7 protein-coding genes are annotated in these 6,327 nt (G+C 71.0%); 3 read left to right on the forward strand and 4 right to left on the reverse strand.

The window, feature by feature from the left end; translation table 11 throughout:
- Nucleotides 1-79 precede the first annotated feature (79 nt).
- Together phoA and H7U32_RS07110 are read right to left on the reverse strand one after the other, a co-directional pair.
- Nucleotides 80-2,176, reverse strand: coding sequence for an alkaline phosphatase (phoA, locus tag H7U32_RS07105; protein ID WP_204469336.1), 2,097 nt, complete (start codon nt 2,174-2,176; stop codon nt 80-82).
- A 172-nt stretch (nt 2,177-2,348) separates the two neighbouring features.
- Nucleotides 2,349-3,047 (reverse strand): histidine phosphatase family protein, encoded by a 699-nt coding sequence (locus H7U32_RS07110; RefSeq protein WP_204469338.1) that lies wholly within the window; start codon nt 3,045-3,047, stop codon nt 2,349-2,351.
- Nucleotides 3,048-3,135: 88 nt separating this feature from the next.
- Here H7U32_RS07110 and H7U32_RS07115 point away from each other — a divergent pair, with 88 nt between their 5' ends.
- On the forward strand, nt 3,136-3,537 hold the full coding sequence (locus H7U32_RS07115; RefSeq protein ID WP_204469340.1) for a DUF4235 domain-containing protein: 402 nt from the start codon (nt 3,136-3,138) through the stop codon (nt 3,535-3,537).
- Nucleotides 3,538-3,590: 53 nt separating this feature from the next.
- Here the strand turns inward: H7U32_RS07115 and H7U32_RS10820 are convergent, their stop codons facing one another.
- A complete protein-coding gene (locus H7U32_RS10820) occupies nt 3,591-4,073 on the reverse strand; it encodes a hypothetical protein (RefSeq protein WP_239457591.1) in 483 nt (160 codons plus the stop codon).
- Between the two features lie 645 nt (nt 4,074-4,718).
- On the opposite strand from H7U32_RS10820, the gene H7U32_RS10825 reads away from it, so the two are divergent.
- Entirely contained in the window at nt 4,719-5,066 is a 348-nt protein-coding gene (locus H7U32_RS10825; RefSeq protein ID WP_239457592.1) for a hypothetical protein, read from the forward strand.
- A 49-nt stretch (nt 5,067-5,115) separates the two neighbouring features.
- On the forward strand, nt 5,116-5,883 hold the full coding sequence (locus tag H7U32_RS07125; protein WP_204469341.1) for a nitroreductase family protein: 768 nt from the start codon (nt 5,116-5,118) through the stop codon (nt 5,881-5,883).
- Nucleotides 5,884-5,892: 9 nt separating this feature from the next.
- Here H7U32_RS07125 and H7U32_RS07130 read toward each other — a convergent pair whose 3' ends face one another.
- The gene (locus H7U32_RS07130) at nt 5,893-6,144 is read right to left on the reverse strand and encodes a hypothetical protein (protein WP_204469343.1); all 252 of its coding nucleotides are present in this window, start codon (nt 6,142-6,144) and stop codon (nt 5,893-5,895) included.
- Nucleotides 6,145-6,327 lie beyond the last annotated feature (183 nt).

Genomic DNA, 6,327 nt, shown 5'->3' on the forward strand with positions numbered 1-6,327 from the left:
GTATCGGGATGTATCGGGATCTATCGGAATCGGGAATGAGCCGGGGCCGGCCGGGCGGACCGGCCCCGGTCAGGCCGGGTCAGCGGCGGGCGGCGAGCTGGCGGCGCAGCGCGATGCCGGCGGCGGCGAGCGCGGCCGCCGCCAGGACCACCAGCGCCACGGTGGCGCCGGTCTTGCCCAGCGCGCCGGGGGCGGCGGGCTTGTTCACGGTGCCGGAGGCGATGACCCCGTCACCCTGGCCGCTCTGGCCGGCGGAGGTCTGGGCCGCGGCGGTGAACGGAACCGTCACCTGCTTGCCGGACTGGCGGCCGGTGACGGTGAGCGTGTAGTTCGCACCGGGGGTGAGCTGCTGGAGCGGAATCGCGGTGGTGGCAGCGGTGGCGACGCGCACGCCGGAGACCGGGGTGCTGGTGTCGGAGGAGGCGACGACCGTACCGTCGGCGTCGTCCTTGAGCTCGTAGGAGAGCACCGCGTCGCCGTCGAATCCGGTGGCGTTGGCCACGGTGGCGCCGTCCTTGCCGGCCACCTCCACCTTGGCGCCGTCGGAGAGGCGCTGCTGGCTGTCGGTGTCGGCGGCCAGGCCGAGCGCGTAGGCGATGGTGTAGAAGTTGTCGGTCTGGTCGGTCAGGCCGTTGACGCGCTGCGCGCCGGGGCCGGAGGCGGCGATGCGCAGCTGGGTGCCGGTGTGCTCCATACCGCCCTGGCCGTAGCCCTTGGTCGGGTCGGCGGCGTCCGGGTCGGCGCTGGGGGCGGTGCCATAGGAGACGACCATCCGCTCGCCGAGCTTGTTGACCAGGATGGTGCTCAGCGCGTAGGCCGGCGGCTCGTTGACGATCTGCGAGGTGTGCGCGTGGTCGGCGGTCACGATGATGAGGGTGTCCTTGAGGTCCACCTTCTTCAGGGCGGCGGAGATGGCCTTATCAAGGTCGTCGGTTTCGCCGATCTGGCCGCAGGCGTTGGCGGCGTGGTCCTGCTTGTCGATCGAGGCGCCCTCGACCTGCAGGAAGAAGCCGTTCCGGCTCTTCGGGTTGGCCTGGAGCAGGTCGATCGCCTTGTCGGTCATGTCCGCGAGGGAGGCGGAGTTGCCGTTGGCGTTCTTGGTGCCGAGCCACTTGTCGTTCGTGGTGCAGGAGACCGGGCCGCGCTGTTCGGTGGCCTCCTGGGTCAGGGCCGGGGTCGGGTTGAACTGGGTGGGCATGTTGCCGTCCGCCATGAGGGCGAGCACCGGCTTGTCCTGCTGGTAGGCGAGGCCGGCGAACTGGTCCACGTCCTTGTCCACGGTCTGGAAGCCGCGGTCGGCGGCCTGCTGCCACAGCGTCTTGGTGCCGTCGCCGTAGGTCGGGTCGATCTGGTTGAAGTACTTGGCGCCGCCGCCGATGGTCACGTCGGCGCGGGTGTCGAGCAGCTGCTCGGAGATGGAGCCGATGCCGCCGTTGACCTTGAGCTGGCTGGCCAGGCAGTTCTTCGCGGCGTCGCCGTCGGAGGCGTCGACCTTGCCGTCGCCGTTGGTATCGGTTGCGCCGTCCCACTTGCCCTGCGGCCCGTAGCAGGCGCGCTCGGTGGAATGCGATTCCAGGACGGCCGGGGTGGCGTCCTGGATCTCGGCGGTGGTCACGTTGCCGGTGGCCAGGCCCTTGGCCTTGGCGAGCTCGATGAGGTTGAGCTGCGGGTTGCCGTGCACGTCCACGTCCACCGCGTTGTTGTAGGTCTTGGTGCCGGTGGCCCAGCCGGAGCCGGAGGCCGAGGAGTCGGTCACCGGGGTCATCACGCCGGCCTTCGTGCTGCCGGTGAGCTTGCCGTCGCGGCCCTTGGCCATCGCCGAGTCATCGGAGCTGCCGCCCAGCGAATAGGTGGTGTACTGGCCGGTGCCGGCCGCGGCGTCGCCCAGCTTGCCGGGCTGGCCGATCCGGTCCAGGCCGTCGAAGCTGCCGTCGAAGCCGTGCAGATAGTCGCGGGCGACGGTGATCTCGGAATCCCCCATGCCGTCGCCGATGAACAGGATGACGTTCTTCGCGCGCTCGGAGCCGATGGCGGCGATGCGCTGCGCGCCGCCGTGCGCAGCGAGTTGGTCCACCGACTTGCCGTCGGCGGCGTTGGCGGTGCCGGTCACGCCGAACATCGCAGCGGTGGCCGCGAGCACGGCCACCGTTCCCTTCCATGCGTTGTGCTTGCTCACGCTTGCCTCTTTCCTTGCTGACGGCCACCCCACTGTCGGGGTGGTCTCCGTCCCGCAATCTAAGAGGCCTGATTGTCGCCGAGGCCACAACACGCCCACCGGCCGGTGAACATTCGGCGCCGGCCGGACAACGGCGGATGAACCGGAGGTGACGTCCCAGCCGGCGGCGCGCTCAGAGGTTCCAGTGGACGATTACGTTGTCGCCCTTGTAGCGCCCGAGCACGCTGTAGCGGGCGGTGTCAAGGCGCAGCAGGCGGCCGAAGCGCGGCTCCAGGTCGAGCCACTGGGAGGTCAGGATGCGCAGCACATGCGCGTGGGCGACGAGCAGCACGTCCTCGCCGGCGTCCAGCAGCGGATCCACCAGCGCGATGACGCGGCGGGCGCGCGCGGCCACATCCTCCACGCTCTCGCCGGCGCCGGCGTGCACCGGCACCTGCTCGCCGGAAGGCAGGGTCTCGGTCCAGTCGCCCTCCAAATGCTCGGGCAGCGACCGCGGGCCGTCCTGCCACAGCTCCCAGTCGAAGCCGCTGGCCTGCTTCACGGTGCCGCGGGTGCGCCCCTCGGCGCGGCCGTAGTCCCATTCGGCCAGGTCGGCCACCGTGCGGTGGTCGGGGAAGCCGGCCAGATCGGCGGTCTGCTGGGCGCGGCGCAGGGGGCTGACGAACACATGCGCGGCGTCGAATCCGCCCGGATAGGCGGCCCGGAGGCGGTCGCCGGCGGCTTCGGCCTGGCGCTCCCCTTCCCCGGTCAGCGGGATGTCCGTGCGTCCGGTGTGCTGGCCGGATTCGCTCCATGCGGTCTGGCCGTGGCGCAGCAGCACCAGCCGGCCGGGCGCGACGGCTCCGTCGCGGTACGTCTTCGTTTCGGTCATATCGACCACTGTAGTACCTCGCGCCCAAGGGCACGGCGATGGCCGGGGAACCGGGGCCGCTGGCGCCGGCGCCGGTAGACTGGTGGGCATGAGTGAGTATGGCGGCGACGGCGGCTCCACGGCGGACGAGGTCGTGGAGGCCTTCCATCGCATCGACAGGAAGGTGGACGCGATGCGCAAGGCGAGGCTGGCGGACCCGGATTCCCTGGGGGACAAGGTAATCAAGGCGGCGCTGCCGGCGCTGGCCGGGCTGGTGGCCGGCAAGATGTTCGACCTGCTCTGGCGCAAGGGCACCGGCGCGCACGGGGCGGCCGGCGGGCTCCGCAGCGCCACGGACGGGACGGCCCAGCAGGACGGGACGGCCCAGCAGGGGCTCGCGATGAGCCTGCTGTTCGCCGCCGCCTCCGCGGCCTTCGGCGCCGTCGTCTCCACGCTGTCCGACCGCGGGTCGAAGGCGTGGGTGCGCCGCCGCCAGCGCAGGCGCCGCTGACCGGCGGCTGCCGACCGCGGCGGCCGGCCAGGGGCTGACGGCCGGGGACTGCTTCAGCGCAGCGCGCACCGGCGAGGTGCCTCATTTGAAAGTGAGTGCGGAACCGGGAGTGGCGCCTCGCGTGGGGTGAGCGCGAAATCCTGGTCGGTGTCGGCTGGGGTTTCGTTGTTGTCTTCCGGTCGGACGCCCGCGATGCGTGCGAGTGTCCTGTTCGAGTATGGCGTGTCGGGGCCGACGCGCTGCTCGAGGCGTCGGGTGCGTGGGGCGGCCATGTCCTCGGGCTGGTCCTGGATGGCGTGGGTGCGGCGGACGGGCTCGGCCGGGTTCGTCTCGGCGGTCAGGCGTTCGATGCGCTCGCGTCGTTCGGCCGGGATGTATCCGGGTCCGCCGGCGGCCCGGTCCTGTCCGTCGAACCTTGCGGGCCGCCGCCATGGGGCCATGGGCCGGTCGCAGACGCGCCTGGGGCGTCCGTCGCGGGTGCCGGGGCGTCCCACGGGTCTCTTGGACGGGGTGAACGGGTTGGCCTTGACGCTCACGGGCCGCCACGGCTCGTTCGACAGGTCGGGTTCGGCGAGTTCGCGCCGGCGGTCGGAACGCGTGCTTGCGCACGACGTGGTTGTCGCGGGACCCGACGGCGGCCTGGTCGTTCTTCCTGTGGGGACGGCCGCGGGTCCGCTGGGTGTCGGGCCGCCGGAGGCGGCCGATGGAGTCCGCGTCGACGGACTCGCCGCCGTTGTCGTTGTCGTGGGAGCGGATCGGGAACGGGATCCTCTCCTCGGCCTGGGAGAGGCCGCGGCACGCGTCGTTGCGGGCGGACGCGTTCCCGGCCCGTCCGGTGGCGAAGCCGACCACGGCCGGGGTGCGGCGGGACCCGCCCTTGGGACCGGGGCCGCAGCGGGCGACGGTGTCGGCCTCCACGTTGCCGGGCAGGCCGTCCGGCCCGTCGCCGGCCTTCCTGATCGTGATCGAGTCGCGCGACGGCTCGCCGGCCGGACGCGTGGCCGCCGACCCCCTGGGGCGGGCGGCGTCGCGCGCCGGCCTGGGGCACCGGTCGGTCGTCGAGGCGTCCATCGCCATAAGCTGCCCCGGGCGCGTGTCCGTCCCACTCGTCCGGCTGCCCGTGCCCGCGCAGCACGGGCAGCCACTGCGGCGGCATCGCCTTGGGATACCTGCCGCACGGCATGTCCGTCGACACCCGCACCCGCACCGGCGGCTCGCGCGACTGGCCGGAATGCCGGCGCGGCCGCTCCCGCGCCGCCGGCGCCGCGTCGTTCCCATGCCGCCCGGCCTGGGCGAGCAGGCGCCTGGCCGTGCCCCCGCCCACCCCGGGCGTCTCGCGCATCCTGTCCAGGATGACGCCCTTCCGCTTCTTCGACACCCTCACATACTCGTCCCTGAACCTGAGGGCGACCTGCCGCTTCGTCGCCATGGTGGTCCCGTCTTCCATACGACCAGCCAAACAGACCGACCCGGTTTCGCGCTCACCCCCGATGAGGCACCACTACACAATTCGCACTCAAAAAACATGAAGCACGTCGCCGGCGCGCACGGGGTGGCCGGGCGCGCGATAATGGCGGTATGGTTACCAATGCGACAATCGAAACACTGCTCAACCGCCGTTCGATCCGCGCCTTCAAGGACGAGGCCATCGACGACGACGTCATCGACGCGCTGGAAACCGTGGCGCAGCACGCGGCGTCCAGCCAGTATCTCAACGACTGGTCGGCCATCCGCGTGACCGACCCGGAGCTCAAGCGCACGCTCGCCGGCATCAGCGGGCAGGCCTATGTGGGCACCGCGCCGCTGCTGTACGTGTTCGTGGCCGACGAGCACCGCAATGCGGCCATCGCCGCGCGCAAGGACATGGACGTGCACACCGACGCCTTCACGCTCACCTCCAGCTACCGCTTCTCGCAGGCGCAGAACGACGCCGTGCTGGCGCTGCATGCGATGGAGACGGCCGCCTACTCCCTGGGCCTGGGATGCGTGATCCTGGGCTCCCTGCTCAACGATGTGGACAAGCTGATCGAGGCGCTGCGGCTGCCCGAGCTCACCTACCCGGTGCTGGGCCTGGCCATCGGCAAGCCGGACCAGGAGCCGGCGCTCAAGCCGCGCATGCCGCGTTCCATGCAGTTCTTCGAGAACACCTACCCGACCGACGACGCCGAGGTGCTCGAGCCGCTGGCTGACTTCGACGAGACCGTGCACCGCTACTACGACCTGCGCAACACCGAACGCCCGGTGGACGCCTTCAGCGACCAGATCGCCGCGGTGGCGGTGGACCAGGGCGTCGCCTCCAAGAACGTGGGCGAGCACGCCGCCAAGCAGGGGTTCAAGCTGCGCTGACGTCCGCCGCTACCGGCGGCGGGGCTTGTAGCCCTTCTTGCGGCTGTGGGGCTTGCGTTCCTGGTTGAGGGGAACGTGCCGGTAGGCGTCGTCGGGATTGCGATGCGTCAGATGCCAGCTGCCGCAGTATTCGCAGCGATACACCCACAGCTCCGTGCCACGCTCGCGCAGCGACTGGTCGGCCGCGCGCAGGGCCTGGGCCTTGTCGTGGTACATGATCTTGTTCACGGAGGCGCAGCGCTTCGGCGTGAAGTAATGCAAGGAAGCCTCCCGTGGGTTGCGTGGGTTGATCGATTGCTCTTGTTTCGGGCGTATATGAAGGAACCCCGGGGAGCTGTGCTCGACCCGGGGTCCTTGTATGTGTGGTGCGGCGACGTGCTACTCTCCCACACCCTGTCGGGTGCAGTACCATCGCCGTGCCAGGCCTTAGCTTCCGGGTTCGGA

The sequence above is a fragment of the Bifidobacterium pullorum subsp. saeculare genome, assembly GCF_016899725.1.
Taxonomy (GTDB): Bacteria; Actinomycetota; Actinomycetes; order Actinomycetales; family Bifidobacteriaceae; genus Bifidobacterium; species Bifidobacterium pullorum_C.

Bases quoted from the DNA above. Each gene is read 5' to 3' on its own strand.
- H7U32_RS07110 (WP_204469338.1), bottom strand. From the start codon at position 3,047: ATGACCGAAACGAAGACGTACCGCGACGGAGCCGTCGCGCCCGGCCGG.
- H7U32_RS07115 (WP_204469340.1), top strand. From the start codon at position 3,136: ATGAGTGAGTATGGCGGCGACGGCGGCTCCACGGCGGACGAGGTCGTG.
- H7U32_RS10825 (WP_239457592.1), top strand. From the start codon at position 4,719: ATGTCCGTCGACACCCGCACCCGCACCGGCGGCTCGCGCGACTGGCCG.
- H7U32_RS07125 (WP_204469341.1), top strand. From the start codon at position 5,116: ATGGTTACCAATGCGACAATCGAAACACTGCTCAACCGCCGTTCGATC.